The sequence below is a fragment of the Bacillus sp. E214 genome, assembly GCF_008087365.1.
GTDB lineage: Bacteria > Bacillota > Bacilli > Bacillales > Pradoshiaceae > Pradoshia.
Map to the genome: position 1 here is coordinate 41,037 of NZ_VENN01000004.1, position 26,760 is coordinate 67,796.

Sequence of the window (26,760 nt, forward strand, 5' to 3'; positions counted from 1 at the left end):
TCATAAAGTTTCCATTTAATAGTAACAAGTAAGTGACAATAAACAAACATTCTTGCTTGATCAATCCTTTTTCTAAGCTTCGCACCTGGGTATTAATAGTTGTTTTTCCTATCAATAATGGATATACTAAGCGGACAAGTAAATCGTTAAAGGAGTAATCAAATGGCGAAAATTGAAGTGGGAGAAATCCTTGTATTAGAAGGCGAAAATGGACAGGAAGAAGAAATTGAAGTACTAGGTACATTGGATGTAGACGGAGCAGAATATGCTGTTACCGCACTCGTGGAAGAAATCAAACTCGAAACAGAAGAAGATATGGAAATATTCTTTTTCCGTGTTGACGAAGACGGTGAACTTCACGAAATTGAAAGCGACGAAGAATTCCAAAAGGTCGCAAGTGTACTTGAAGAGAATATGAAACACTCTCATTAATTTACAGGTAATAGGTTGTCCCAAATGCATTAATAGCATAAGGGACAACCTTTTTTTGTGAATTCAGTCAAGATCTACATATAGACCTAGGTGTTGACTGTGAATATCCTTAAATCCCAGCCATTCAAGGCCCATTCCGTTTTCATCCTTCAATTTCCCACGTACAGAAAATCTCTTAGTTATTTTTTCTTTAATAACAGTATTTCTCCTCTATGCTTGTATGCCACATTTAAATTGTAAAAAAAGTCAAAATGATTGTATAGTTAAATAGATAAAGATTGTATCTACCGCTCTCATTATGACATTTAATAAATGTTTTTATCTAAAGAAACCTACTCTGACTACGTTTTATCAACCAAAGAAAACTCCTCTTCCAGATTCAAAGAATCTTGCACACATAATTATTCCTAATACATTTTGAGCCATTTGCTTCAGAATACGAAACCTCTAATCATCATAAAATTATTTTTGTATTAAAAGACTGATTTGAATGGAGGATCATATGAAGGATACGATGAAGAAACGGATTGGTGTTATTCTATCAGCTGCGCTTCTTTTCTTACCATTCAGCCTGCCTACAAAAACCTCAGCCGGCAAGCTGAAACCACCTGATGAAACCTTTACGCCAGGCCAATGGTTCCTGGGTGAACGGCCGCCGAATTTAAATCCAGCTAAACCTCCGATTGTTTTTGTCCAAGGGAAAAATGGCAGTTCAACCAGTTGGTACGGTGAAACAGAATATCATGGCGTGAATGATATGTATACAAAGGCGTATGAAGCCGGATATCAAACCGCCTTTGTCCAGCTTTATGATGCAGCCGGAAACGGGTCGGAAAATCAGTATACGAACGGAGAATTACTTGCATCGATGCTAGCCGATATCTCCCGACACTTCAATGGCCAGAAAGTCAACATCATCGCTCACAGCAAAGGAGGACCAGATACTCAAGCAGCCCTAGTACACTATGGAGCCCACCCCTATGTCGGCAAGGTTATTACACTAGGTTCACCACATCGTGGTTCAGAGCTGGCAGACCTGGCATATAGCTGGTATGCTGGGTGGCTCGGAGATTTGCTTGGCCAAAACGATGCTGGTACCTATTCTTTGCAGCTTGGGGAAATGGCGAGATTCCGCTCTGTAACGGATGGGCATACGAATAGAAACAAGAATAAGTACTATACCGTGGCAGGAACGGATCATGGACCTGCTTTCTCCGCTCTATCCTTGGGAGGCGCCTATTTATCTTCATACGGGGCTAATGATGGATTGGTCACTGAAACAAGCTCCAAACTATCCTATGGTACACATCTGTTTACAGACAGCTCAATTGACCATGATAATATTCGGATGGGCTCCAAGGTGTTTTCGCGGATTGAGCCTTACTTGCGTTCTGCTACTGTCACACAAACTAAAACCACAACAAATCTTCCCAATCAATATGAATCAGCTATCCAAAACACATCGTCCCACTATATTCATGGGGATGCCTTAGCCCAAAATCAACTTGTAAAAAAAGAGATCTATATTCCGGAAAAAACCACCGGTACAATCTCGATCTATACGGCCCACTCATCAACAGGTGTCGAATTGATTTCACCAGATGGTACCATCATCCCCGCCTCTAAGCCGACTGTCGATCAGATACTTTTTTCCGGTGCCAGCTTATATACCTTTTATAACAAAGAATTCACTCCTGGTACATGGACGGTACAAATAAAGGCAACGGAAGCTGATGATGCCTATCTATTAGCCTCTACCTTTAACGAAAAGGAAATATATAAACTGGAGATGGCCGGAACAGGCAAAGCAGAGCTGACGGACTTCACCATCCGTGCCCCTAAGCATTCCGGAACAGCTAGCTTCTCAATTAAATTAATCGACAAAGACGGTATCGAATTGACACAAACCGTCCTCCCTAAGACAACCAACGGAATAGATTTCTCTGCCAAACTGCCAAAAGTGCCGAAGCCAGGTGTCTATAATATGACAGTCGATATCAAGACCAAGCATCCTAACGGAAAAGAATCTGTTCGCACGTTGGTGAGATCTGTTTATATTGATTAATGTGTATATACACCCCTCTTATGTTTCTTTAATAAGAGAGGTGTTTCTTTTTTGCTTATTCAGATTATAAAGTGGTCATAATATATTTTTAAGCTCTCGCTCCATCCAATAATCTTACACTTTGATACAGGTATACTTTCATTTCAGCAGGGAATTCTATTTCAAATCACCTCTATAAAAGGAGCACGGATTATGAACCTGCAGAGCGGCAAATATTATTGGCAAACAACTTATCCTAATCCTCCTGTATATCCATCGTTGGAGGAAGATATACTTTGTGATGTTCTTATTGTTGGGGGAGGAAGTTCAGGGGCACAGTGCGCATACCTTTTAAGCGACAAAGGACTTAAGGTGGCTGTAGTTGATAAACGAAGGATTGGTACCGGCAGCACAATGACCAACACCGCCCTCCTTCAATATTTAGGAGATAAGATGTTGTTTGAGTTGATCAATTCCTTTGGGGAAGAATCAGCCATTTACCATACAAAATTATGCGAGCAAGCCATTTCTGAAATTGAAGAAACATCGAAAAAACTAAATTTAGATTCCGAGTTTACACGAAGGGATAGCCTCTATTATGCCAGTGATCCCCAAGGAGAGACGAAGTTACAAAGGGAATACGATTATTTGATCAAGCACGACTTCCCTGTCGATCTGCTTAACGAAAGCCAAATTAAAGAGCGTTACCCATTTTCTAAGCAATCAGCCTTGTATATCCATAATGATGGGGAAATCAATCCATTTAAATATAATCATGGCCTGATTCAAGCAGCCCATCAAAAGGGTGTACAAATATTTGAGGATACAAAAATAACCGGTAAAAAATTCAATAAGGAGTATGCTACATTTTTTACAGACCGCAATCATTCCATCACAGCAAGAAAAGTCATCATTGCTGCTGGATATGAAGGGCTCGAATTTAAAAAAGATAAGGATTGTCTTCTGACAAGTTCATATGCTGTTATCACCAAACCGGTTGAAAATCTTCAGCAATCTGAATGGTATAAGCAAACATTAATTTGGGAAACAGCACGCCCATATATCTATATGCGCACAACTGCAGATAATCGGATTATCATTGGAGGACTTGACGAAAACACAATCTATCCTGAGGATCGTGATTCAAAAATTAATCATAAAAAGACGAAGCTTATTGAAGAATTTAATAAGCTCTTTCCCGATATAAAAGCTGAACCCGAATTTTATCTTGGAGCCTTCTATGGCGGGACACACGATGGACTTCCTCTTATCGGTCAATATGACGAATTTCCACACTGCCATTTTCAATTTGCCTATGGAGATAACGGACTTGTCTATAGCACTGTCTTGTCTAAAATCATCACGGATATCATCACAAAAGGTTCTCATCCAGCCTTTAACTTATATAGTCAGAAACGGAGGGAAAGGTAATCCAAATAGGTTATTTGTATAATTTCAATATTAAATGTAAAAAAAGGCAAAACCAACTTTAAAAGGTTTTGCCTCTTTCTTTAATTAACGGACTCGGAAGAGAATTTGTCTATACCATAGATTTAATCATTCTAGCTTCATACTTATTAGATTTAGAAAACAAAAAACCTCTTATGAAAATAAGAGGTTTTTTTACTAGCGTCCCAGGAGAGATTCGAACTCCCGACCGACGGCTTAGAAGGCCGTTGCTCTATCCAGCTGAGCTACTGGGACATGTTTTTATTTTTTTACGTTGTCCTTAACGACATTTATTATTATATAATCACTTTATTTATAAGTCAATAACTTTTTTGAAAAAGTTTTTTATCTTTTTAAAAGTGAAGGGAAGGGAACTCACAAATCCTGATCTGTATATTCCCTTCACTTACTATACAACTTTTTTTTGATTTAGGAAAGTGTTGTTTTCAATTGCCAGCCTGGTAATTTTTCCCCAGACATTGTGTAAAAATCAACGATTGCATTCTGACCTTGTTTTTCGAGAATCACATAGGTTTTATACTGACTTCCTCTCGGTAGACGTATACTGCCGGGATTAATATACAGGCAGTTATCAATTTTTTCTGCACCTGCTATATGAGAGTGGCCAAAACAGATAACATTCGCACCAACCTCTCTCCCTTTCAAGCTAATATTCATCAACGTAGATTTGATATTGTATAAATGCCCATGTGTAACAAGTATTGACCAGTCTTCAAGATGTGCAATTAAATCCTCCGGAAAGTCCTCTCCGAAATCACAATTACCTCGTACAGTTTGATAATACTGAATTACTTGATCATCACGAGATAATTCTGAATCCCCGCAATGTATAAACAGATCGACCTCTTCTTTATGTCTTTCATGCAAAACGTCCAATTCTTCCAGTAAGCCATGGCTATCACTGACAATTAAACATTTCATAGGAATTCCACTACTTTTTCATTTAGTACTTTCTCTAATTCTTTTAAAGCATTCGCTCGATGGCTGATTCTGTTTTTCTCCTCTGCTTCAAGGTTCGCCATCGTTGTTTGTTTTTCCGGCACAAAGAAAATAGGATCATATCCGAAGCCATTCTCGCCATCCGGCGCGTCAGCAATGATTCCCTCACATGTTCCGGAAACTGTAATAGGGTCCATCTTCGGACCGACAAGTGCTATTGCACAATAAAAACGGGCAGTTCGTTTTTCTTTAGGTACACCCTCTAGCTCATTAAGAACCTTTTCATAATTAGCTCTATCATCTTTTCCTGGACCTGCATACCTTGCCGAAAAAATACCCGGACGTCCATCCAATGCATCAATGACCAAGCCAGAATCATCAGACAAAACAGGCATATTCATAAGCTCAGAAATAGTGTTAGCCTTCAAAAGAGCATTTTCTTCAAATGTGCTTCCTGTCTCTTCAACATCAATCGCATTCTCAATATCCAATAGGGTAATAACCTTAATCCCTTTTGGGGAAAATAATGCTTCAAATTCTTTTGCTTTACCTTTATTTTTGGTTGCAATTAAAACGGTATTCATATTCAACTTCTCCTCCCAAGAGAAAAATCGTATAAATTGGTACGCTTTACTGAATTTTAGCTGCTATATCTCCCAATGACTCTTGCTGTACAGTAAATAATTGCTGTAAACCTTCACTTGCAAGGTCAAGTAATTCATTCAATTGATGTCTGGAGAAAGTCGCTTCTTCTCCGGTTCCCTGAAGCTCCACAAATTCCTCTGCGCCTGTCATAATGACATTCATATCCACTAAAGCCTTAGAGTCTTCATGATAATTCAAATCAAGAACCGCTCCAAGCTCCTCAATCATCCCGACTGATGTGGCAGCTAAATAGTTTTTAATCGGATAAGAGCTAATTTTCCCTGCCTCCTGAAGCTTATCGAGCGCAATCGCCATTGCAACGAATGCACCTGTAATCGAAGCTGTTCTTGTTCCTCCATCTGCCTGAATCACATCACAATCAATCCAGATTGTTTTTTCTCCAAGCGCTTCCAAATCGACTACCGCACGTAAAGCGCGCCCAATCAAACGCTGGATCTCCATCGTACGTCCAGTAACTTTCCCTTTAGTTGATTCGCGCATCGTCCTTTGCTCTGTTGCACGAGGCAGCATTGAATACTCTGCCGTAATCCATCCTTTTCCTTCTCCGCGCATAAATGGCGGAACACGGTCATCTACACTGGCTGTACAAATCACCTTTGTATCACCGACACTGATTAACACCGAGCCTTCCGGGTGTTTAATATAATTTGTTTCTATATGTACGGGTCTTAATTCATTCTTCTTTCGACCATCAAATCTCATAGGTACCTCCTAAATGTATACATCATGCTTAGTTTAGCATACCCTAAATCAATAAAAAAGCACCCTGTCCAAACAATATTGCCATTTATGTCCAAATTAAAAACAGGCAAGCTCCTAAACGGAACTTGCCCATCTTTTTCACTATTAGTATTTACCTGTATTGACGGTTTCAGGTCGTGTTACCGGTTCCGATAGCTTCTTGCCATCTTCCTTCAGAAGCTCACCCTCTCCATTTACCTGAATCGCCACTTTCTTTATATCTTTTTGCTCAGTAAGAGAAAGCACCAGTTCATTTAATAAATGGCCGGATACTATTTTCTCCTCCCCATCAAAGCTTGAATAAATAGATTCATTAAAATTAAGTGTAACCACGCCATCCTCTATTTTAGGTTCCTCGACTAATGCAACATCAGGTCTGAACTCCGTAACAAGCGGAGAGGAATAACCCGGACCTTTAATCAGGCTGCTGACTACGGCTTCTACATGATCATTTTCCTGATTACTGATTCTTTTTGTCACTGGTACATAATAATAGTTATCTGTTTCACCGGACATATAATAAACCGTAACAGGACGTGTATTCATAATATCGGTCGTGTCTGTATGATCGTTATTAATTCCCATTAATCTTGATGTTCCGTTTTGTATTGCTGTTTTATTAACGGGCATCTCCTTTAATGCTTGCCCTTCGATTTGCAATTTTACTTTCTCCACTTTATCAAATTGCGTTAAAGTCCAAGTCACTGACTCCAGAATTTTCGTTTCATCCTCTTTTTTATATTCCTTAAACTCTTTAGAAAAATCTACGGTGGCTACTCCATCCTTAATGTCTACACTTTTAACAGCAGTATCTGACGGCAAAACAGCTTTGAATCCATTCGGAAGCATTTGTGATACCGGGCCGTTCGTCACTAAATATTCCACCGCCTGCTTAGCTACACTTTCTGTATTTGGCAATGGAATGGTTTGTGGCACAATATATCCATTTGCATCCATTAAGTATAATTCCGTTTGAACCTTTAATGCCTCTTCATTCTTTCCTGCCTCTTCGTTGGTGTTAACACCCTCCTGATTGACAACTTCTTCTTCACCCTCTGCCTGCTCCTTCAAATAAGTAACATCCTGTGGCGGATCAATTTCTTCTTTTTTTGGTAAATCGAACAAGCCGCAGCCTGACACTAAAACAGATGATATAAGTACCGAAGCAACCAATGTTGATTTCGTTCGTAAAGGCATACACCATTCCTCCTAAGACTGTTTGTACTACATATATACGGGGCTTGGCTCATTTTATACCTTTATAGGCAGAAAAAAATTATGGATTAAAAAAACCCTTGCACAATTTTAGCGAAGTATTTTCATACTTAAAATTGTGCAAGGGTTTTTATAAGTTGCTTTACTAGTCTCCATCTACCAACTGATTAAGCGTAGCATGTTCAACCGTTTCAACTGCTTCACCAAGCCAGGCGTAAGCAATAGATTTAAACATTCTTCTGGAGCCGGTAGTATAGAAATTGTAGGTTGGCTGAGGGGTTTCCTTATTTAGCATGCCAGCATGCTCCAATAGTACACTTGCCTCTCTGGCCGTTTCTTCCCCTGATGATATAACCGTCACATAGGATCCCATATAATTTGATATAGGTTCTGTTAGCAATGGGTAATGTGTACATCCCAAAATCAATGTATCCATGCTCCTATTTTTCAAGGGCTTTAATGTTTCAGCAACAATTTTTTTAGCAATTGCACTGTTCCATTCCCCGCTTTCTACCAGAGGGACAAATTTTGGGCATGCCAAACTTTCAATGTGTACCTTTGGATGAATGCTTAATAACGCCTTATTATATGCTTTACTGCGCACTGTTCCTTCCGTACCAATAATACCGATGTTTCTTGATTTTGATACATCAATCGCTGCCCTAGCTCCCGGCTGAATAACACCCAAAACCGGAATTGGCAGGCTTGCCCTCATTTCCTCAAGTACGGCAGCCGTCGCGGTATTACAAGCTATAATTAACATTTTAATATTCTTCTTCAAAAGGAAATGAGCCATTTCCCATGTAAACTTTCGAACTTCTTCCATTGGTCTGGGCCCATATGGACATCTGGCTGTATCACCAAGATATATTAAATTTTCATTTGGAAGCTGCCTGATAAATTCTTTAAAAACCGTTAATCCGCCAACTCCCGAATCGATAAGTCCTATTGGGTTTTCTCTATCCAAATCAGATCGCCTCTATCTATCTTTTGCTTGCAGCATTTTGCTCTATTATTTAAACCGGACTGTATATCACTTTATCATTAGTTTATTTCTTTTCCAATCCATCACTTGGGCATAAAAATAGAGTAGTGATTCAAACCACATACTTTACATTTTACAATGACGTGTATAGTGATTTGATATTCGCTACTCTTCCTAATTTATGGACTCATAAAGGAATTGTCAAGAACAATGATAAATAGATCATTTGCTAGGCGAGCTTCTAAAAAGATCATTGAATGATCTTATAATTCTAATTCACCCATTCGAAGTAGTTCTACGACCGCTTGGGAACGGCCCTTTACGCCCAATTTTTGCATCGCATTAGATATGTGATTTCTCACAGTTTTCTCACTAATAAAGAGGTCCTTAGCGATATCTTTTGTTGTTTTGTCCTGTACCAATAACTCAAATACTTCTCTTTCTCTTTTTGTGAGTAAAGGTTTATGAGTGAAATCGTTCTCCTTCAACTATTGTAACCCTCCTTGCTACCAGCCATAACCTTAGGATTGGGTATATATTTAGTCACGATAGTGTATGTGACTGGTCTATAAGGAGTGACTATATTTAGATAAGAATGAACGTGTTTTTATGATTGAGGTTGCTTCTTCAATCCGTCATTAAACAATTCCTTCATCTCTTTTGTCCAAGCTACCGGCTTACCGCTTAATCTGGAAATTTGGACAACTGTTCCTCGACCGGTGAAGCAGGGAACCCCATCCTCTCGTAGACCAAGATAATGGATATCAACCGATGAATTGCCTATTTTATTTGCCTTAACTTTAATATTGAGTTTCTCATCGAAAAAAACCTGGTGGAGAAAATCACATTGAAGATCAGCTACTACAGGAATCGTTTCATGTTTGGTATCCACCCAATCCTGCATCATGCCAAGACTTTTAAAATATTCAATCCGTGCCTGTTCAAAATACGTAAAAGGCACTGTATTGTTTAAATGCCCAAACATATCTGTCTCTGAAAATCTAACTTTAATAGAATAAGAAAAAGTAAATTCTTCTTTCCACTCTTCCATGTCTTTAATATATGCAATTTTACCCATTGGGAACACACCTCTCTATAAATATGAATGACTATTCATTCATTATACAGAAAAATCGACGAAATTGTAATTATTTTACTGGTGGATAGCATGTTTTTTGGACCATGTCCTTTGCTTAGATTACAAGTGAATAAAAATAAAACTTTATTGTATGATCACAAATGTAGTACTAACCTATTTATTTATATTTCTACAAACATAACACAATCGCTAAACGGAAAAGGCCGTCTGACTATTACAGACGGCCTTTCTTACTATATTACATTTATTCACATCCATCTAAGACTATCAAAATGAAAAGACTTAGATTTTGTCACTTCCAAAGAAATTTTTGAAAGCCTGGACATTCGTGTCCCGATTTAATGCAGCAATCGAGGTTGTCAAAGGAATACCTTTCGGACAAACTTGAACACAGTTTTGGGAGTTACCACAATCCTGAATTCCTCCGTCACCCATTAACGCATTCAGACGTTCTGCTTTTTGCATTTCACCTGTTGGATGAGCGTTAAATAGACGAACCTGTGACACAGGAGCAGGTCCGATAAAATTGGACTTATCATTTACATTCGGGCAGGCCTCCAGGCAAACACCGCAAGTCATACATTTAGATAATTCATATGCCCACTGGCGTTTTTTCTCAGCCATACGAGGTCCCGGACCTAAATCGTACGTACCATCGATAGGAATCCAGGCTTTAACTTTTTTAAGTGAATCGAACATTCTGCTACGGTCTACCTGAAGGTCACGGATAACCGGGAAAGTACGCATTGGTTCCAGCACGATTGGCTGTTCATATTGATCCACTAATGCCGTACAGGATTGACGTGGCTTTCCATTAATGACCATGGAACAGGCACCGCAAACTTCTTCCAGACAGTTCATATCCCACGTAACCGGGCTTGTTTTCTTGCCTTCCTTTGTAACCGGGTTACGACGTATTTCCATTAGTGCAGAGATGACATTCATATTTGGTCGATAGGACAACTCAAAGTCTTCAAAATAAGGCTCAGAGTTCGGGTTATCCTGGCGTTGGATCTTAAACAGTACTTTACTTTCTGTAGCCATAATTAATTTGCCCCCTTGCTCTTAGAGTAGTCACGTTTACGCGGCTTAATAAGTGAGACATCAATCTCTTCATAATAAATATTTGGTGCAGATTTTCCATCAACAAAGTCAGCCATTGTCGTTTTCATGAACTCTTCATCATTTCGTTCTGGGAAATCCGGTTTGTAGTGAGCACCACGGCTTTCGTCACGCTGCAGGGCACCCAATGTGATAACGCGTGCCAGTTGAAGCATATTGTATAGCTGACGTGTGAATGATGCTCCCTGGTTGCTCCATTTTGCCGTATCGTTAATATTAATGTTTTCCCATCTTTCAAGCAGCTCCTGAATCTTTTCATCTGTTTTTTGAAGCTTATCATTATAACGAACTACTGTTACATTATCGGTCATCCATTCACCCAATTCTTTATGGATGGAATAAGCATTTTCTGTTCCATTCATGGACATAATGCGATTCCATTTTTCCATTTCAGCCTTCTCATGCTGTTCGTATAAAGAATCCGGTAGGGAATCAGCGTTTCTAGCAAGTCCATTTACATAGCGTACCGCATTTGGTCCTGCAACACTTCCTCCATAAATGGCGGATAGCAGGGAGTTCGCTCCTAAACGGTTAGCTCCATGCTGTGAAAAATCACATTCACCGGCAGCAAATAATCCAGGTATTTTAGTCATTTGGTCGTTATCAATCCATAGTCCACCCATGGAATAGTGAACAGCCGGGAAGATTTTCATAGGCAATTTGCGCGGATCTTCACCAGTAAATTTTTCATAGATTTCAATAATACCGCCCAATTTAATATCAAGCTCTTTAGGATCTTTATGAGAAAGATCCAAGTAGACCATGTTCTCACCGTTGATTCCCAGCTTTTGATTCACGCACACATCAAAAATTTCACGTGTTGCGATATCACGAGGAACTAGATTTCCATAAGCAGGGTATTTCTCTTCAAGGAAGTACCAAGGCTTTCCATCTTTATAAGTCCAAATACGTCCGCCTTCTCCACGCGCAGACTCACTCATTAATCGAAGTTTATCATCCCCAGGGATTGCCGTTGGATGTATTTGAATAAATTCACCATTTGCATAGGTAGCACCCTGCTGATATACAATCGCAGCTGCTGAACCAGTGTTAATGATGGAATTCGTAGATTTACCAAAAATAATTCCAGGTCCTCCGGTTGCCATAATAACTGCATCCGCACGGAAAGATTTAATTTCCATAGAGGTTAAATTTTGTGCTACAATTCCGCGGCATATCTGTTCATCATCCAGCACCGCTCCAAGGAATTCCCAACCCTCATATTTCTGAACAAGACCCGCCACTTCATAACGACGAACCTGTTCATCCAATGCATAGAGCAATTGCTGGCCAGTAGTTGCGCCTGCAAATGCTGTTCTATGATACTGTGTACCGCCGAAACGTCTGAAGTCGAGCAATCCCTCAGGCGTACGGTTAAACATAACGCCCATACGGTCAAACATATGAATGATCGAAGGAGCCGCATCACACATTGCTTTTACCTGCGGCTGGTTAGCCAGAAAGTCACCGCCATACACGGTATCATCAAAGTGCTCCCAAGGAGAATCACCTTCACCCTTTGTATTTACCGCTCCATTAATTCCCCCTTGGGCGCAAACAGAATGGGATCTTTTAACGGGTACGACTGAAAAAAGTTCTACTTTATGTCCTACTTCAGCGATTTTGATGGTAGCCATTAAACCAGCAAGACCGCCGCCGACTACGATTATATTACCTTTACTCATAAACCGACCCTCTCCTTATTAAACTAGCAGACTCACCTGCTAAGCTATTGCAATTGTTTAAGCCATGTTGATAAACGCCAGCAGCGTGCGAATGGATATAAAAGCTAAAAATACAAAAACTCCAAGAGTTATATATGTAAATATTCTTTGGGATTTTGGTGTTACGATAAGTCCCCATCTTAAAGCAAATGACCATAACCCGTTTGCAAAGTGAAATATTGCTGAAAGTACACCTACCATATAGAAAGCAATCATAAATGGATTAGAAAAAATTTCAACCATCATATCCGCATTTGCTGTATCACCCAATGCGACCTGCACCCTCGTTTGCCATACATGCCAAACGATAAAAACTACAGTCACGATACCTGTGATTCTTTGTAAAGCAAACATCCAGTTACGGAAATAGCTGTAACTTCCCACTGAATATTTCGCCGTAAATGCAATATGAAGACCTAATACAGCATGGAAAAGGATTGGCAAATAGATGACAACAATCTCCATTAAAAGCCTAAAAGGTAAATCATGCATAAATTCAGCTGCTTTGTTGAATGCTTCAGGCCCTCTTGTCGCAAAATAATTGACCATTAAATGCTCAATCAAAAAAAGCCCGATTGGTAATACCCCTAACAACGAATGTAACCTACGTAAATTAAACTCGCGACGACTCTCCATAGTTACCCTCCCTCTGAAAATGAAAAAATAAAAGTATAGCCTTGGATAAGGACTATGCCTTAAATAATTGCAAGCAGGTCTTCAACATAGCTGCAATCATCTAACCCACCACCCATCTAAGATGCCAAAAACATTTTTCTGCAAAATTAATAGATGAATAGTATAAAAACAAAAATAATTCCACATATTCTTACAATTATGTGACGGTTTTATTGTACTCCTTTCAACCAAAATGCGTCAAGAAAACGGATACAGAGATTTCCTATTTCTACCGATAATTTGTAAATAACTGATATTTTTCTATTTCTATATATTACCTGGAAAATACTTAATAGAAAATACAACTTTACCCTTGCATCCACTCCCATATATATAGCTATAATAATGTAAGGAAAGAGGGGAAACTATGACAAAAGAAGATAAGTTAGAGTCAGTAGAAATGGCACCTGTCACTGAAAATGAGCCGTTAATACCTGCATTTGGGTATGAAATAATAAGAGAATTCCTTTTGGAAGATTTATTAGGAAAGGAAGGCCCTCAAATCCTTTATTGGGCTGGAAAGCAACTCGGAAGAAGATTTCCATTATCTAGTACAGAAGAAACCATCACGTTTTTTCATGACGCCGGTTGGGGCGACCTTACGCTGGTAAAGGAAACAAAAGATGAATTAAAGTGGGAGCTTACAGGTGAATTAATTAACCGCAGATTTTCAATCAACGAAAATACCCATTTCCAATTAGAAGCAGGTTTTCTTGCCTACCAAACAGAACATCAGAGAAAAGTAGTTTCTGAAAGCTATGAGGAACAAAAAAAACGGGCAAATAAAGTATACTTCACGGTGAAAACCGACAATAAAGATACCATTTAATGTAAATTGATTAAAAAGGGTAATTCCATATATGAATTGCCCTTTTTCTCTATGATATCTGTTTACCTTCAATAAAAAACCTGCACCATAAAATTAAAGGTGCAGGTTTACTGGTTAGTCATTTTTTTGTTCTTCATTTAGTTTATCCAATAAAGCCTTGGTGCTTGCTTCAGGGATTCCCAATTTTATAAATTCCTCTGATGTGGCTTCTTTCATCTTTTTAATCGAGCCAAAATGCTTAAGCAGTACTTTCTTTCTTTTCTCTCCTATACCAGGAACTCCATCCAGGACAGATTGGAAGCTTGATTTTCCTCTAATTTGTCGATGGAAGGTAATTGCAAATCGGTGAACCTCATCCTGTATACGCTGCAAGAGGTAAAACTCTTGGCTGGTTCTGCCCAATGGAATTATTTCTAAAGGGTTTCCGTATAGCAATACGGAGGTCTTATGTTTATCATCCTTAGCCAATCCCGCTACAGGAATCTCCATTCCGTATTCATCCTCGATTACTTCGCGAACTGCCTCAATATGTCCTTTGCCTCCATCAACTATGATTAAATCCGGCCAAGGGAGATTCTCTCGAAGTACGCGGGCATATCTCCTTCTGACGACTTCTCTCATGGAATCGTAGTCATTCGGGCCGATTACGGTTTTAATTTTATATTTCCGGTATTCCTTCCGTTCAGGTTTCCCATCAATAAATACAACCATAGCAGAGACAGGATCAACACCCTGAATATTCGAGTTATCGAAAGCCTCGATTCGATGCGGTGTATGAATCCCCATGATTTCTCCTAAGTTTTCAATTGCTTTTATCGTCCGTTCTTCGTCTCTTTCGATTAAAGAAAACTTCTCCTGTAAGGCGATTTTTGCATTTTTAACAGCAAGTTTCACCAGGTCTTTCTTTGGTCCACGTTTAGGCTGTGCCACTTTCACGTCAAGAAGTCCTTCAGCTAATTCTATATCTATATCATCAGTGAGGAGTACTTCATGTGGTTTAAAATGATTTGGCTTAGAATAAAATTGCCCCAAGAAGGTCAATAGCTCATCAGCAGGATCATCATATAAAGGGAATAACGAGACATCTCTCTCAATCAGCTTTCCTTGCCGAACAAAAAAGACTTGGACACACATCCAACCTTTATCAACTGCATATCCAAATATATCCCGGTCCGTTAAATCGCTGAATACAATTTTTTGTTTTTCCATTGTTGCTTCAATATGAGCGATTTGGTCCCTTAATTCCTTGGCCCGTTCAAAGTCCAATTCTTCTGATGCTTTATACATGTTATCCTGTAAATCTTTCTTGATATCCTTAAAACCGCCATTTAAAAACTTTGTTATTTCATCTGTAATTTGTTTATATTCATCTTCCCTGACCGTCTTTTCGCATGGTGCAAGGCATTGTCCAATATGATAATACAAACATGCTTTAGCCGGTAAGGTTGTGCACTTCCTGAGCGGATACAGCCGGTCTAACAGCTTTTTAGTTTCATTGGCTGCATATACATTGGGATAGGGCCCAAAGTACTTACCTTTATCTTTTTTTACGTTTCTTGTAATGATTAATCGAGGATGCCTTTCCGAAGTGATCTTGATAAACGGAAAGCTTTTATCATCCTTCAGCATGATATTGTATTTTGGATCATATTTTTTTATTAGATTCATTTCTAATATGAGTGCCTCCATATTAGAAGAGGTTACGATATACTCAAAATCCTCAATCTCCGATACAAGGCGCTGGGTTTTCCCATCATGAGAACCAGTAAAATAAGAACGTACCCTATTTTTTAAAACTTTGGCTTTTCCCACATATATAACAACATTTTGTCGGTCCTTCATTAGATAACATCCCGGCTGATCGGGTAACAAGCTAAGCTTATCTTTTATATGTTGATTCAAAAGGGTCCCCCCTCTACTTAAAGTTTAAGTTTCTATATATTATAAACGGATTTTACAATTAAAGGAGGTTTTAATACTTTCCAAAAGAAAAAAGACTCCGGTCGTCCGAAGTCTTTTTTACGTTAAACCTTAAGAATGCTTGGAAATCAAATTAACAAGTGCTTCTTTTGGTTGGAATCCGATCACTTTATCTACTACTTCTCCATCTTTAAAAAGAACAAGTGTAGGAATGCTCATGACACCGAATTTAACAGCTGTTTCTTGATTCTCATCTACATCAAGTTTAACGATTTTAACTTTACCATCTAACTCTGCATCGATTTCTTCCAATACAGGTGCGATCATTTTACAAGGTCCACACCAAGGTGCCCAAAAATCAGCTAAAACCAAGCCTTCGCCTGTTTCAGTTACGAATGTTTGATCCGTTACATTAGAAATTGCCATGAATTTTACCTCCTAAAGCATACATTAAGTAAACTATAAGTGGAGTATACCACTGTTCTATATAGGATGGCTACTGTCCTGCTTAATTATCCTGAATTTCAAAGAAATGGGTTTGTACTAATTTTACCTTTATGTTGAAAAACAGGATGGCTTTTGCCACCCTGTTTACCCAAAATATGAACTTAAGATTTCACAAGAAGATTTTTGAACTCTTCTGTTAATAAAGGAACTACATCAAATAAATCGCCAACAATACCGTAATCAGCTACTTTAAAAATATTAGCCTCTGGGTCTTTGTTGATTGCTACAATTACTTTGGAGTTAGACATACCGGCTAAATGCTGGATTGCTCCGGAAATTCCACAAGCAATATACAGATCCGGTGTCACAACCTTACCTGTTTGGCCAATTTGCAGAGAATAATCACAGTATTCGGCGTCACATGCTCCGCGAGATGCTCCAACAGCACCACCAAGAACATTGGCCAATTCTTTTAGTGGTTCAAAGCCTTCTTCGCTTTTTACTCCCCGTCCACCGGCAACAATTACTTTAGCTTCTGACAGGTCAACTCCCTCAGTTGCTTTACGTAATACTTCCTTAATAACGGTACGTAAATCCTTGATATCTACAGATATAGTTGAAACATCCCCCGTACGGGAAGAATCATGCTCAAGCGGATCAATATTATTTGGTCGAATAGTAGCAAATACTAGTCCATCTGTTACAATTCTCTTTTCAAATGCTTTACCGGAGTAGATTGGACGTGTGAAGACGATATTTCCGCCTGCCTCTTCTACACCAATCGCATCTGAAATTAGTCCGGAACTTAATTTACCAGCAACACGCGGCGCCAGGTCTTTTCCCAATGAAGTATGGCCGAAAATAAGTCCGTCAGGAGATTCTTGATCAATCACAGCTAACAAGGCCTGAGTATAACCGTCTGATGAATACTGTTTTAGCTGTTCATTCTCAACAGCGATAACACGGTCGGCTCCATAATGAATTAATTCCATCCCAATCTCTGTAACAGACTCTCCAAGTATAACGCCTACAACTTCTCCGCCCTCAGCAACTGTCTTAGCTGCAGCGATTGCTTCAAAGGATACATTACGAAGAGAAGACTCTCTTGTTTCACCTAAAACTAAAATCTTTCTAGACATAATTTTACCTCCCGTTATTTTTCCCTTTGTGTTCGTTGCTATCTATCACTATCACCGTTTATTTAAATTAAATTACCTTTGCTTCAGTACGAAGCAGATTAACCAGTTCCTTTACTTGGTCAGGAATTTCCCCTTGTAAAACTTTACCGGCATCTTTCTTAGGAGGCAGATAAATTTCAATACTCTTTGTTTTAGCTTCTACATCATCTTCTTCAAGATCAAGGTCATCCAGTTCCAATTCCTCAAGCGGTTTTTTCTTCGCTTTCATAATCCCTGGTAAGGATGGATAACGCGGCTCGTTCAAACCTTGTTGAGCTGTAATTAATAAAGGCAGAGAAGTTTCAATAATCTCAGAATCCCCTTCAACATCTCTGGTAACGGTTACATTTTCGCCGTTAATTTCAAGTTTAGTAACAGTAGTTACATAAGGGATATCGAGTAAACCGGCTACACGCGGTCCTACCTGACCGGAACCTCCATCAATTGCCACATTCCCTCCAATAATCAAATCAACCTCTTGTTCTTTTAAATACTCAGCTAATATTTTAGAAGTTGTATATTGGTCTCCATCTTCCACATCATCTTCAATATTTATAAGAACTGCCTTATCAGCTCCCATTGCAAGTGCAGTTCTTAGCTCTTTCTCTGCATCTTCTCCGCCGACTGTCACAACAGTCACTTCGCCGCCCTGTGCATCACGCACCTGGATAGCTTCCTCCACTGCATACTCATCGTACGGGTTAATGATAAACTCAGCGCCATCTTCTTGAATACGGCCGTTTGATAATGAAATTTTCTCCTCTGTATCAAATGTCCTTTTTAGCAAAACATAGATATTCATGTATTGCCCTCCTATAGTTCGTATTAATTTTGAAGATTGAGAAAACTAAATATATATAACTCCTACTCTCTGAAGCTCCCACTCAAAGAGAAGAGGTTACTCACAAAATGATTCGCTATTGACCGCCTATTTTCCTTTAAAAATCGGCAAACGTTTTTCTAAAAATGCATGAATCCCCTCTTTAGCATCTTCAGTGACAAAGATTTTGCCAAATTGGATAGCTTCCTCATCTACTCCTTTGTAATATTGTTCATGCTTAGAGTAGTTAATAAGGTGGATGGCTTTCTCTAGTGCAATTGGACTTTTTCCTGCAATTTTACCGGCAATCTCTTTTACGGCATCCATTAACTCTTCATCCTTGAAGGATTTATTTGCAAGTCCTGCTTCAACAGCCTCCAAACCAGAAATAGGTTCAGATGTGAACATCATCTCTGCAGCTTTGGATGCTCCCACAAAACGAGTGAGCCTTTGAGTACCAGCAAAACCGGGAATAAGACCCAGCTGCAGCTCTGGCAATCCAAGCTTAGCCCTTTCAGTTACGTATCGCAGATGGCAAGACATAGCGAGCTCAAGTCCGCCTCCCAATGCAGCGCCGTGAATGGCCGCTATGACCGGTTTTTTGAACCGTTCAATCCTTTCAAATAAATCCTGTCCTCTTTTAGAAAGAGCAGAAAAATCTCCTTCGGATGTAACTGTCGTGAATTCTTTAATATCTGCACCAGCTGAGAAAAATTTCCCCTCTCCATATAGGACAACAACCCGCACATCCTCGTTTTCTTCAATCGAATCAAACATGGCGGATAAATCTTCAAGAAGATCAGAAGCCAGTGCGTTAGCTGGTGGCCTATCTATAGAGACATAGGCCACCTGATTCTCCTCATATACACGTAATGTCTTCATTTGTATTACCCCTTTTTTGTATCATGGTTATCTCATTCAAGCACCCAATCCTTTGATTATTAAATGGTGAACTGGTTCAGCTTGCTTATTAAGATCATATTTTTGCTCGTTCATCACCCAAGTCGTAACGATTTCATCCAGCGTACCAAATACCATATGACGAGCCAGACGAACATCAAGTTTATCTTGGAATTCCCCTTGTTCAATTCCTGTAACTAAAATGGAATCAACAAGCTTTAAATATCCTTTAAGAACATCATTAATTTTATAACGTATCTCTTTATTGGATTGCCGTAATTCCAACTGTGTAACGATAGCCAAATGCTTATCCTCAGAAAGAATCTCAAAATGCTTGCGCACCAGCACCAGCATTTTTTCAGTTGCACTGGATACCCGTTCCATCTCTTCTTCAATACTGGATATGAAACTTCCCAGTTTATCCTGGAACATGGAAATCAAAATATCTTCTTTATTTTTGAAATACAAGTAAATCGTACCATCCGCTACACCCGCCTGCTTTGCTATCTTGGAGACTTGTGCTTGATGGTAGCCGTTTTCTGCAATAACAATCACGGCTGCATCAATAATCTGTTTGTATTTTGGGCGGTCTTTTTTCATTATCATTCTTCCTCCTCTAAAAATGAATGAATAGTCATTCATAATTTCATATTAGAGGGGAAAAATAATAAAGTCAAGCTAAATCCCTTTTCAATCAAATGGTTTTGCGAAGAGCTTTCTTCAGAACCGATTAAGCCTCTCTTTTATCAATTGTTTGTTGTTTTTGTTTCTCTTCATCAACCAATACACGTCGTAGAATTTTACCAATCGCGGTTTTCGGAAGCTCATCGCGGAATTCATATAGACGAGGTACTTTAAAGGCAGCCAAATGCTTACGGCAAAATTCATTTAATTCCTGCTCGGTCACTTTTGCTTGATCTTTCAATACTACATACGCTTTAACGGTTTCTCCGCGATATGGATCAGGCACACCCGCCACCACGGCTTCCTGAACAGCCTCATGCTCATATAATACCTCTTCAATTTCCCTCGGATAAATATTGAACCCGCCTGCAATAATGATATCTTTTTTACGATCCACGATGTAGAAGTATCCTTCTTCATCCATATAGCCCATATCTCCCGTTAATAACCATTCACCAGAGAAAGCGTTTTCTGTTTCCTCTGGACGATTCCAATATCCTCTCATAACTTGGGGGCCCTTTATTGCCAGTTCACCGACCTCACCTGGAGGTAACGGCTCTAAGGTTTCAGAGGATAGAATTGCTGCTTCCGTACTTGGCCATGGTAAACCAATACTTCCCTTCACACGCTTGTCACTCCATAAAAGATTAGCATGAGTTACGGGTGATGTTTCTGTCAAACCGTAGCCCTCAACCAATTTACCTCCAGTGAGTTTTTCAAATTTCTCCTGAACTTCCACTGGGAGTGCTGCTGAACCACTTATACAGGCATCAATGGATGATAAATCATACTTCGAAATATCCGGATGATTTAATAAGCCAATATACATGGTAGGAGCTCCTGGAAATAGAGTTGGCTTCTGTTTCTGTATAGTCTTCAAGGTCGTAACGGCATCAAACTTTGGCAATATAATCATCTCATGGCCCTTCATGATAGAAAGGATAAGAACGGTAGTCATCCCATAGACATGGAAAAAAGGCAATATTGCGAGGACTTTTTCTTCTGCTTCTTTATATTTATAGAGCCAGGCATCACACATTTTTGTATTGGCTACCAGGTTATTATGTGTCAGCATAACTCCCTTAGGAAAACCAGTTGTTCCACCGGTATATTGCAGTAAGGCAAGATCTTCTTCCGGGTTGCCTTCATACTCGACCTCGGTTTTCGGTGATGTTTTTAGGATTTCAGACATGAGATGATGATTGCCTTTATGCTCAACATTGACGACAATGCCATATTGCTTTTTCTGGATAAATGGATAAATTAAGTTCTTTGGAAAAGGTAAAAAATCTTTGATGGGAGCAACGATGATATGCTGTAAATCTGTTTTTTTCATGACACTCATGACACGGGGGAACAAAATATCTAAAGTCAGGATAACTTTGGCACCTGAATCCTGCATTTGGTATTCGATTTCTCTTTCCATATACAGAGGGTTCGTTTGAACCACTATAGCACCTGCTATCAATGATCCATAATAACCAATGACTCCCTGCGGCGAATTTGGTAGCATGATAGCTACTCGGTCACCTTTTTCAACGCCTAGCTTTTTCAAATAATGGGCAAATTGCAATGCATACTCATACAGTTTCTTGTACGTAATTGATGTTCCCATAAAATGAATGGCGTTTTTAGTTGGGTATTTGTAAGCAGACTGTTTTAAATAATCCTGTATTAAATTATGTCCATACTCGATGCTTTTCGGGATTTCTTCTGGATAATGCTTAAACCATGGTTTTTCTTCTAACAATGTAAAAACCTCCCTTAAAAAGCTATTTCTCCTAGTTAATTATAGTATAATGAATTTTATGTGACAATATTTTACTAATATTCTGTTAACTTTATTTGAATTATCTAGTTCTTAACTCCTAAAGAATGATTTTGGAAGTCCTGAATATCCAATAATCACTTTTTTGCTTTCAATGTGTACTTAACTTGCCGGCAGGATATAAAAAAGAGCCTAAACAGCGGGACCCCCCACCATTTAAACTCTTTCACTCACGCACTCACGCGTAGAAGGCCATATATATGATCCCGACAATGATAAATAAAGCAGATACCACCAACAAAATCTTCCCCAGTGTTTCCATGGTCTCCTCCTGTGTTCTCCCTTATTTCAATTCAACAATCGTCACGCCAATTCCACCTTCAGAAGCTTCCCCAAACCTCATTGATTTGACTGAACGATGATTCTTCAAATACTCTCTGACTCCTTGTCTCAGTGCCCCTGTTCCTTTCCCATGAATGATGGAAACACGCGGATAACCGGCAAGCAAGGCATCATCAATATATTTCTCCACTCTAGACAATGCATTTTCGTAACGCTCACCACGGAGATCAAGCTCTAGATTAACATGAAAATTTTTACCTTTAATCTTGGTGATCGTTTTCGTCTCGACTGGCTTTGGACTTTTCTTAAATTCGAGATCTTTCTCATCCACTTTCATTTTCATGATTCCCATTTGAACATTCCACTCATGATCGGATATCTTTTCTATTAATTGACCAATTTGTCCCCAAGTGAGAACCTTAACTTCATCGCCAGGCTTAAGCGTCCTTTTGGCTGACGATACAGCGGCTTTTCTTATTTTTTTGGATTCCTCAGGTTTTGCTTCATTAAGCCTTCTCTTCGCCTCTATCAATTCATGCTCTTTGACTTCAGCACTCTTTTCGATTCGCATCTGTCTCAGCTCACGGATAATTTCCTCCGCTTCTTTTTGAGCCTTTTCTACGAGTTGCCTTGCTTCCTGCTTGGCTTTTTCGATTAGCGTATCTTTTTTATCCTCGTACTCCATTAATTGTTTTTGTAAATCTTGATGAAGGATTTCAGCATCCCTCAAATATTCTTCCGCTTCCTGCCAGTCTTTTTCAGCTTCCTTTCGTGAAGTTTCCAAAGATGCAATCATGTTTTCAACCTTATTGGAATCGGCTCCAATCATTCCACGAGCGTTGCGAATAATCCGTTCAGTTAAACCCAGCTTCGTAGAGATTTCGAACGCATTACTTCGACCAGGCACACCGATAAGCAGTCGATAGGTTGGACTGAGCGTTTCTACATCAAATTCCACACTTGCATTCATGACGCCTTCTTTATTATATCCATAGGCTTTCAGCTCAGGATAATGGGTTGTAGCAATAACCTTAGCTCCACGTGAATGTGCTTCATCCAGAATTGAAATCGCTAGTGCCGCTCCTTCCTGAGGATCTGTTCCAGCTCCAAGCTCATCAAATAATACGAGTGATTCAAAGTCCAAGGTTTCTAGGATTTCCACTATATTCACCATATGAGATGAAAATGTACTCAAGCTTTGCTCAATCGATTGTTCGTCACCGATATCTGCATATACAGATTTAAAAACTGCTAATTCTGATCCATCCATTGCCGGTACCTGCAAACCTGCCATAGCCATTAATGTACAAAGACCGACCGTTTTTAATGTGACGGTTTTACCGCCTGTATTCGGTCCTGTAATGACCATCGTCCCATAGGTCTCTCCAAGAATGATGTCGTTGGCAACAACCTCTTCTTTTGGAATGAGCGGATGTCTTGCCTTCTTAAGCTTAATGATTCCCTGATTATTCATAATCGGCATGGATGCATGAATAGCTTTTGCATATTTTGCTTTTGCAAAGGCAAAATCGAGCTTAGCCAAAATAGAGACATTCAGTAGAATATCATCTGCATACTCGCCTACAGCATTGGAAAGTGCTGTTAGTATACGTTCTACTTCCCTACTTTCTTTTACGCGAATATCCTGTAATGTATTATTCAATTGAACAATAGACTGCGGCTCAATAAACAAGGTTTGCCCTGATGCAGATTGATCATGGATAATACCGCCATAATGATTTCTATATTCCTGCTTTACAGGAATGACAAAACGATCATTCCGAATCGTCACAATCGTATCTGATAACATTTTGGCGGCATTGCTTGAACGAATCATACTTTCAAGCTTTTCTCTAACTCTTGCTTCATTCGTGCGCAATTGCTGACGCAACGTCCGGAGCGTATCACTGGCAGAGTCCAGAACCTCACCATGGTCCCCAATTGCCATATTGATGTCTTTTTCCAGATCACTCAGATTCACTAATTGGTCTTTATATTCATAGAGAATAGGAAGTTCGATTTCATTTTCCTGCATATCCTCCAAAAATCTGCGTAGAGTCCGTCCTGCTCTCAGTGTACTTGATGTTTCCATCAATTCAACAGGACTGAGAACACCACCAATCCGAGCTCGTTTTATATGGGAGCGAATATCAAATATCCCTCCAAGAGGCACATTGCCCTTTAAGCGATATACGGTTGCAGCCTCGTCTGTTTCATATTGAGTACGTTTAACCTCTTCCAAATCGGTATTGGGCATTAACTGTTCACTTAGGCTTTTTCCCAGACTGGAAGAAGCATGTTTTTGCAATTGTGCAATGATTTTTGTAAACTCGAGTGTTTTTAATACTTTGTCTTGCATGGAGAAAAATCCTCCTTACTTTTTCTGTTAGTCTCTATTGAGGAAAGCCAAAAAATCGTCCTCATTTTGGGCGTTTAATACAGTCTCTTTCTTGATCCAGCCACGCTTGGCGTTTGACACACCTACGTCCATATTCTCCAGCATATCAATGCTGTGAGCATCTGTATTAATAACGATTTTAACTCCTGCATCCTGAGCTTTTTTAACATTTTCCGCTGCTAAATCGAGACGATTTGGATTGGCATTCAACTCTAATACCGTATCAGTTTCTTTTGCAAGCTGAATCAATAAATCCATATCCACTGCGTAACCGTCTCTTCGCCCAATAACCCGCCCAGTTGGATGTGCGATAATATCGACATGTTTATTGGTCAATGCTGTTTTCAAACGCTCCATAATCACTTCCTGCGGTTGTGAGAAAGAGGAGTGAATAGAAGCAATAACAAGATCTAATTGTTCTAGAATTTCATCATCAAAATCAAGTGTACCATCCGGAAGGATGTCCATTTCGATACCGGACAGGATCATGATGTCATCATATTCCTTATTTAACTTCCTGATTTCTTCTTTCTGTTTTAAAACTCTTTCAGGTGTCAGTCCGTTTGCCACTTTTAAATATTGAGAATGATCGGTTATGGCCATATAGCGATACCCCTTGGCACGGCAAGCTTCTACCATCTCTTTTAACGTATGGGAGCCGTCACTCCAGGTTGTATGCATATGAAGATCACCTTTAATATCCTCCAAGGAAATTAAACCGTAATCAGCTTGATATTTATCGATTTCAGTACCATCCTGCCTAATTTCCGGTGGAATATACGGCAGACCAAAATGGCTATATAGGTCTTCTTCGCTCTCAAATGTTTTGACTTCACCAGTTTCTAAATTTTCAACGCCATATTCACTAACCTTTTCACCGCGATCCTTAGCCAATTGGCGTAAACGGACATTATGGTCCTTAGATCCAGTAAAATAGTGTAAAGCCGTTGCAAACTCAGCTGGCTTTACCATCCTGAAATCTACTGCTATTTCATAATCATAGGCTAAAGCAAGAGATACTTTTGTATCACCGGCTGCAACGATATGATCAATATTGGTTAACCCTAAGATTTGTTCTTTGACACTCAAGGGATTGTCAGTAGCTATGATGAAATCAAGGTCTTTTATCGTTTCACGTCCGCGCCTTACACTGCCAGCTCTTGAAAAGCGAATAACATCTTCCATTGCCTGCAGTTTTGCCTCAATGTCTTCCACAATCGGCAGCATAACAGCAAGAGGCAGACGATCCGGTTTTGTTCCCATTGCTTTGATGGCATCAAGTATGTTTTCTTCAGACTTTTTGCCAAAGCCGGCAAGTTTACTGACTTTCCCTTCTTCACACGCTTTCTGCAGCTCTTCCGCATTCGTAATAGCTAACTCTTTATATAGCTTGGCAATCTTTTTCCCACCGAGTCCTTGTAAGCGAAGAAGAGGAATTAACCCCTTCGGCACTTCCTCCTGCAATTCTTTAAGGACCTCTGATGATTCCATTTCGATATATTCATTTATGACAGCTGCCGTTCCTTTGCCGATCCCGCTCAGCTTGGTGAAATCATCAATCTCCGACAGGCTGCGTTCATCTACTTCAAGTGCCTGTGCAGCTTTGCGAAAGGCAGAAACCTTAAATTGATTTTCTCCCTTTAATTCCATATATATTGCTATTGTTTCCAATAGTTTAATGACATCTTTTTTGTTTACGCTCATTCCGGCCACCTACCCGTCCTATTTCATTTATTAGATACCTTTATCCTTCATTATATACAAGCTCAATCGGATACTAAAAAAGAATGACTTCCCTATTGGAAGAGGAAGTCATGAAAATGGATGGAACCACAAATTTGTCACCCAATCAGATAAAAATGGGGTGTTCATAATGATTGTTTTCGCTAAGGATGAGTTATGTATCATTTCCTGCAGTGACTCAATGGGTAGCATAGCACCAATAAATAGGATAATAAACATACCCAAATACATTTCTACAAATCCTAAAGCCCCGCCAGCCAATTGATTAAACTGCTTCAAAAGGGGCAGCTGAGCAAGAAAGTCCAGCATGGACCCAATAATTTGCAGGACAATTTTTACGCCAACAAAAATAATAAAGAATGCAATTGCATTGTAAAAAGCAGAATCCAAATCTGTAATATTAAACAGCATATTAAGACTTGAGTCAGTATCCGCTGATGACGGAAAAGGAACCCACATTTCAAGCTTAGGACCGAGGTCTTTATAAAATAATTTAGCTACAATCAAGGCAATAATAAAACTTAATAAGTGTACAAGCTGCAAGATTAAGCCTCTTCTTAAACCTATTAAAAATCCTATGAGTAAAGCTACTAATATGAATAGTGTAACCATAATATCC

Annotated in this window: 24 protein-coding genes and 1 tRNA gene; 4 read left to right on the top strand and 21 right to left on the bottom strand. The window is 39.3% G+C overall.

Annotation, left to right across the window (positions count from 1 at the left end):
* Window positions 1–162 precede the first annotated feature (162 nt).
* The 3 genes from FHY47_RS14180 (at window position 163) to FHY47_RS14190 (ending at window position 3,907) form a co-directional block, all read left to right on the top strand.
* The gene (locus FHY47_RS14180) at window positions 163–432 is read left to right on the top strand and encodes a DUF1292 domain-containing protein (RefSeq protein ID WP_066108697.1); all 270 of its coding nucleotides are present in this window, start codon (window positions 163–165) and stop codon (window positions 430–432) included.
* 502 nt (window positions 433–934) lie between these two features.
* Complete coding sequence (locus tag FHY47_RS14185) at window positions 935–2,497, top strand: esterase/lipase family protein (protein ID WP_262366025.1); 1,563 nt, start codon at window positions 935–937, stop codon at window positions 2,495–2,497.
* 192 nt (window positions 2,498–2,689) lie between these two features.
* Window positions 2,690–3,907 carry an NAD(P)/FAD-dependent oxidoreductase gene (locus tag FHY47_RS14190; protein WP_148630960.1) on the top strand — a complete coding sequence of 406 codons (1,218 nt, stop codon included), beginning with the start codon at window positions 2,690–2,692 and terminating at the stop codon, window positions 3,905–3,907.
* 199 nt (window positions 3,908–4,106) lie between these two features.
* Here the strand turns inward: FHY47_RS14190 and FHY47_RS14195 are convergent.
* From FHY47_RS14195 to FHY47_RS14245, 11 genes are all read right to left on the bottom strand, one after another.
* Window positions 4,107–4,180: transfer RNA gene (locus tag FHY47_RS14195), tRNA-Arg, on the bottom strand.
* A gap of 174 nt (window positions 4,181–4,354) precedes the next feature.
* Window positions 4,355–4,867, bottom strand: a complete 513-nt coding sequence (locus FHY47_RS14200) for a metallophosphoesterase family protein (protein WP_066108704.1) — start codon at window positions 4,865–4,867, stop codon at window positions 4,355–4,357.
* Complete coding sequence (locus FHY47_RS14205) at window positions 4,864–5,469, bottom strand: XTP/dITP diphosphatase (protein ID WP_066108707.1); 606 nt, start codon at window positions 5,467–5,469, stop codon at window positions 4,864–4,866. The genes FHY47_RS14200 and FHY47_RS14205 overlap by 4 nt, the downstream gene beginning before the upstream one ends.
* A 46-nt stretch (window positions 5,470–5,515) precedes the next feature.
* Entirely contained in the window at window positions 5,516–6,253 is a 738-nt protein-coding gene (rph, locus tag FHY47_RS14210) for a ribonuclease PH (RefSeq protein WP_139892820.1), read from the bottom strand.
* 144 nt (window positions 6,254–6,397) lie between these two features.
* The gene (locus FHY47_RS14215; protein WP_066108713.1) at window positions 6,398–7,489 is read right to left on the bottom strand and encodes a GerMN domain-containing protein; all 1,092 of its coding nucleotides are present in this window, start codon (window positions 7,487–7,489) and stop codon (window positions 6,398–6,400) included.
* A 163-nt stretch (window positions 7,490–7,652) separates the two neighbouring features.
* A complete protein-coding gene (gene racE, locus FHY47_RS14220; RefSeq protein WP_066108716.1) occupies window positions 7,653–8,474 on the bottom strand; it encodes a glutamate racemase in 822 nt (273 codons plus the stop codon).
* Window positions 8,475–8,755: 281 nt separating this feature from the next.
* Window positions 8,756–8,980, bottom strand: a complete 225-nt coding sequence (locus FHY47_RS14225; RefSeq protein ID WP_066108719.1) for a helix-turn-helix domain-containing protein — start codon at window positions 8,978–8,980, stop codon at window positions 8,756–8,758.
* A gap of 119 nt (window positions 8,981–9,099) precedes the next feature.
* A complete protein-coding gene (locus FHY47_RS14230; protein WP_139892818.1) occupies window positions 9,100–9,570 on the bottom strand; it encodes an acyl-CoA thioesterase in 471 nt (156 codons plus the stop codon).
* Window positions 9,571–9,873: 303 nt separating this feature from the next.
* Entirely contained in the window at window positions 9,874–10,635 is a 762-nt protein-coding gene (gene sdhB, locus FHY47_RS14235) for a succinate dehydrogenase iron-sulfur subunit (protein ID WP_148630963.1), read from the bottom strand.
* Between the two features lie 2 nt (window positions 10,636–10,637).
* Window positions 10,638–12,398, bottom strand: coding sequence for a succinate dehydrogenase flavoprotein subunit (gene sdhA / locus FHY47_RS14240; RefSeq protein ID WP_066108728.1), 1,761 nt, complete (start codon window positions 12,396–12,398; stop codon window positions 10,638–10,640).
* A gap of 57 nt (window positions 12,399–12,455) precedes the next feature.
* Window positions 12,456–13,073: a succinate dehydrogenase cytochrome b558 subunit gene (locus tag FHY47_RS14245; protein ID WP_066108731.1), complete on the bottom strand. Its 618-nt coding sequence runs from the start codon at window positions 13,071–13,073 to the stop codon at window positions 12,456–12,458.
* A 406-nt stretch (window positions 13,074–13,479) separates the two neighbouring features.
* On the opposite strand from FHY47_RS14245, the gene FHY47_RS14250 reads away from it, so the two are divergent.
* Window positions 13,480–13,941: a YslB family protein gene (locus FHY47_RS14250; protein WP_066108735.1), complete on the top strand. Its 462-nt coding sequence runs from the start codon at window positions 13,480–13,482 to the stop codon at window positions 13,939–13,941.
* Window positions 13,942–14,055: 114 nt separating this feature from the next.
* Here the strand turns inward: FHY47_RS14250 and uvrC are convergent, their stop codons facing one another.
* From uvrC to FHY47_RS14300, 10 genes are all read right to left on the bottom strand, one after another.
* Entirely contained in the window at window positions 14,056–15,843 is a 1,788-nt protein-coding gene (uvrC, locus tag FHY47_RS14255; protein ID WP_066108740.1) for an excinuclease ABC subunit UvrC, read from the bottom strand.
* Between the two features lie 129 nt (window positions 15,844–15,972).
* Window positions 15,973–16,287, bottom strand: a complete 315-nt coding sequence (gene trxA, locus FHY47_RS14260; RefSeq protein WP_066108745.1) for a thioredoxin — start codon at window positions 16,285–16,287, stop codon at window positions 15,973–15,975.
* Window positions 16,288–16,469: 182 nt separating this feature from the next.
* Window positions 16,470–17,447: an electron transfer flavoprotein subunit alpha/FixB family protein gene (locus tag FHY47_RS14265; protein ID WP_066108748.1), complete on the bottom strand. Its 978-nt coding sequence runs from the start codon at window positions 17,445–17,447 to the stop codon at window positions 16,470–16,472.
* 67 nt (window positions 17,448–17,514) lie between these two features.
* Window positions 17,515–18,288 (bottom strand): electron transfer flavoprotein subunit beta/FixA family protein, encoded by a 774-nt coding sequence (locus FHY47_RS14270; RefSeq protein WP_066108751.1) that lies wholly within the window; start codon window positions 18,286–18,288, stop codon window positions 17,515–17,517.
* Window positions 18,289–18,414: 126 nt separating this feature from the next.
* Window positions 18,415–19,188: an enoyl-CoA hydratase gene (locus tag FHY47_RS14275; RefSeq protein WP_139892815.1), complete on the bottom strand. Its 774-nt coding sequence runs from the start codon at window positions 19,186–19,188 to the stop codon at window positions 18,415–18,417.
* Between the two features lie 36 nt (window positions 19,189–19,224).
* A complete protein-coding gene (locus FHY47_RS14280; protein ID WP_066108759.1) occupies window positions 19,225–19,806 on the bottom strand; it encodes a fatty acid metabolism transcriptional regulator FadR in 582 nt (193 codons plus the stop codon).
* A 130-nt stretch (window positions 19,807–19,936) separates the two neighbouring features.
* On the bottom strand, window positions 19,937–21,640 hold the full coding sequence (locus tag FHY47_RS14285; protein WP_066108762.1) for a long-chain-fatty-acid--CoA ligase: 1,704 nt from the start codon (window positions 21,638–21,640) through the stop codon (window positions 19,937–19,939).
* A gap of 361 nt (window positions 21,641–22,001) precedes the next feature.
* Window positions 22,002–24,359 (bottom strand): endonuclease MutS2, encoded by a 2,358-nt coding sequence (locus FHY47_RS14290; protein WP_140462243.1) that lies wholly within the window; start codon window positions 24,357–24,359, stop codon window positions 22,002–22,004.
* A gap of 27 nt (window positions 24,360–24,386) precedes the next feature.
* Entirely contained in the window at window positions 24,387–26,102 is a 1,716-nt protein-coding gene (polX, locus tag FHY47_RS14295) for a DNA polymerase/3'-5' exonuclease PolX (RefSeq protein ID WP_140462242.1), read from the bottom strand.
* A gap of 108 nt (window positions 26,103–26,210) precedes the next feature.
* Window positions 26,211–26,753 (bottom strand): CvpA family protein, encoded by a 543-nt coding sequence (locus FHY47_RS14300; protein ID WP_066108772.1) that lies wholly within the window; start codon window positions 26,751–26,753, stop codon window positions 26,211–26,213.
* Window positions 26,754–26,760 lie beyond the last annotated feature (7 nt).

Excerpts from the sequence above, each read along its gene's own strand:
- FHY47_RS14180 (WP_066108697.1), top strand. The coding sequence starts at position 163 with ATGGCGAAAATTGAAGTGGGAGAAATCCTTGTATTAGAAGGCGAAAAT.
- FHY47_RS14185 (WP_262366025.1), top strand. The coding sequence starts at position 935 with ATGAAGGATACGATGAAGAAACGGATTGGTGTTATTCTATCAGCTGCG.
- FHY47_RS14190 (WP_148630960.1), top strand. The coding sequence starts at position 2,690 with ATGAACCTGCAGAGCGGCAAATATTATTGGCAAACAACTTATCCTAAT.
- FHY47_RS14200 (WP_066108704.1), bottom strand. The coding sequence starts at position 4,867 with ATGAAATGTTTAATTGTCAGTGATAGCCATGGCTTACTGGAAGAATTG.
- FHY47_RS14205 (WP_066108707.1), bottom strand. The coding sequence starts at position 5,469 with ATGAATACCGTTTTAATTGCAACCAAAAATAAAGGTAAAGCAAAAGAA.
- rph (WP_139892820.1), bottom strand. The coding sequence starts at position 6,253 with ATGAGATTTGATGGTCGAAAGAAGAATGAATTAAGACCCGTACATATA.
- FHY47_RS14215 (WP_066108713.1), bottom strand. The coding sequence starts at position 7,489 with ATGCCTTTACGAACGAAATCAACATTGGTTGCTTCGGTACTTATATCA.
- FHY47_RS14230 (WP_139892818.1), bottom strand. The coding sequence starts at position 9,570 with ATGGGTAAAATTGCATATATTAAAGACATGGAAGAGTGGAAAGAAGAA.
- sdhB (WP_148630963.1), bottom strand. The coding sequence starts at position 10,635 with ATGGCTACAGAAAGTAAAGTACTGTTTAAGATCCAACGCCAGGATAAC.
- sdhA (WP_066108728.1), bottom strand. The coding sequence starts at position 12,398 with ATGAGTAAAGGTAATATAATCGTAGTCGGCGGCGGTCTTGCTGGTTTA.
- FHY47_RS14245 (WP_066108731.1), bottom strand. The coding sequence starts at position 13,073 with ATGGAGAGTCGTCGCGAGTTTAATTTACGTAGGTTACATTCGTTGTTA.
- FHY47_RS14250 (WP_066108735.1), top strand. The coding sequence starts at position 13,480 with ATGACAAAAGAAGATAAGTTAGAGTCAGTAGAAATGGCACCTGTCACT.
- trxA (WP_066108745.1), bottom strand. The coding sequence starts at position 16,287 with ATGGCAATTTCTAATGTAACGGATCAAACATTCGTAACTGAAACAGGC.
- FHY47_RS14265 (WP_066108748.1), bottom strand. The coding sequence starts at position 17,447 with ATGTCTAGAAAGATTTTAGTTTTAGGTGAAACAAGAGAGTCTTCTCTT.
- FHY47_RS14270 (WP_066108751.1), bottom strand. The coding sequence starts at position 18,288 with ATGAATATCTATGTTTTGCTAAAAAGGACATTTGATACAGAGGAGAAA.
- FHY47_RS14275 (WP_139892815.1), bottom strand. The coding sequence starts at position 19,188 with ATGAAGACATTACGTGTATATGAGGAGAATCAGGTGGCCTATGTCTCT.
- FHY47_RS14280 (WP_066108759.1), bottom strand. The coding sequence starts at position 19,806 with ATGAAAAAAGACCGCCCAAAATACAAACAGATTATTGATGCAGCCGTG.
- FHY47_RS14290 (WP_140462243.1), bottom strand. The coding sequence starts at position 24,359 with ATGCAAGACAAAGTATTAAAAACACTCGAGTTTACAAAAATCATTGCA.
- polX (WP_140462242.1), bottom strand. The coding sequence starts at position 26,102 with ATGAGCGTAAACAAAAAAGATGTCATTAAACTATTGGAAACAATAGCA.
- FHY47_RS14300 (WP_066108772.1), bottom strand. The coding sequence starts at position 26,753 with ATGGTTACACTATTCATATTAGTAGCTTTACTCATAGGATTTTTAATA.